This window comes from Undibacterium sp. Di27W (genome assembly GCF_049340345.1).
Classification (GTDB): domain Bacteria; phylum Pseudomonadota; class Gammaproteobacteria; order Burkholderiales; family Burkholderiaceae_D; genus Undibacterium.
In genome coordinates this window covers 1-870 of sequence record NZ_JBMPOS010000078.1, presented here as the reverse complement: position 1 = coordinate 870, position 870 = coordinate 1, and the positions used below count along the sequence as shown (strand labels likewise).

Sequence of the window (870 nt, the reverse complement as noted above, 5' to 3'; positions counted from 1 at the left end):
CCGAAAAAACTATCTGACTGCTTAAAAAATTGCGGTATTGATTCTAGCCTCCTTGAGGTAGAAATCACAGAATCTGCAATGATGGGCGAGGACAATACCATTATTACGGATTTGTGCGAGATTCGGGAGTTGGGCATTAAGTTGTTGGTGGATGACTTTGGAACAGGCTATTCATCTTTGTCACAACTTCAACGCCTGGACATGGATATCTTAAAAATAGATCGAGTTTTTACCAATGAACTTACGAAGTCTAAAGAAGGTGATATCTTTTTTAAAGCAATCGTATCGATGGCGCAGGCGCTGGATATGACGGTTGTTGCGGAAGGTGTAGAAACCCAGGAGCAAGTGGATGCGCTCCGGCAGCTTAACTGCGACGAAATTCAAGGCTATTTTATTTCTCGCCCAGTACCGGCAAGCGACGTACCTGCGCTGATGTTGAAACAATTTCTACTACCGATATCTGCAAATTAATAGTACTAAAAACGAGGTTTGTGCTTCATCAGATAAAGCGCAAAAAATAAGCGAAAAAATATGAACCTAACAAATTATGGTTGCTAATTCGGTGTATTCTCTTGTCTGCAAAAGTCTGTGGGAACGATGATTTCGGTACGTTTTTCCGCATCTTTTTTAATGATGGGACTAGGAGATTCACATGTCAATTAGCCATTTTACGTTCTTGCAAAACCCTGAGCATTCCACCAATTCTGAAGTGATGGATCGAGTCGATTCTGCCACTGAGGCTAAGGTTGAGCATGGATTGTCCCTGCAGCAAACAGTAGGAACTGCTTGTGCTCTAGAATACTTGCGGGCACATGGTGTTCCACGCCAGGTTACCCAGCGAGTGTTGACTATGCCAGAGTGTCGCCGGGT

2 protein-coding genes are annotated in these 870 nt (G+C 43.4%); both read left to right on the top strand.

Features of this window, described 5'->3' with window-relative positions:
- On the top strand, positions 1-471 hold a 471-nt coding region (locus ACO0LF_RS31330; protein ID WP_423021306.1), incomplete at its 5' end, for an EAL domain-containing protein.
- A gap of 181 nt (positions 472-652) precedes the next feature.
- Positions 653-870, top strand: a 218-nt coding sequence (locus tag ACO0LF_RS31325; RefSeq protein WP_423021304.1) for a hypothetical protein, incomplete at its 3' end; no start/stop codon positions are given.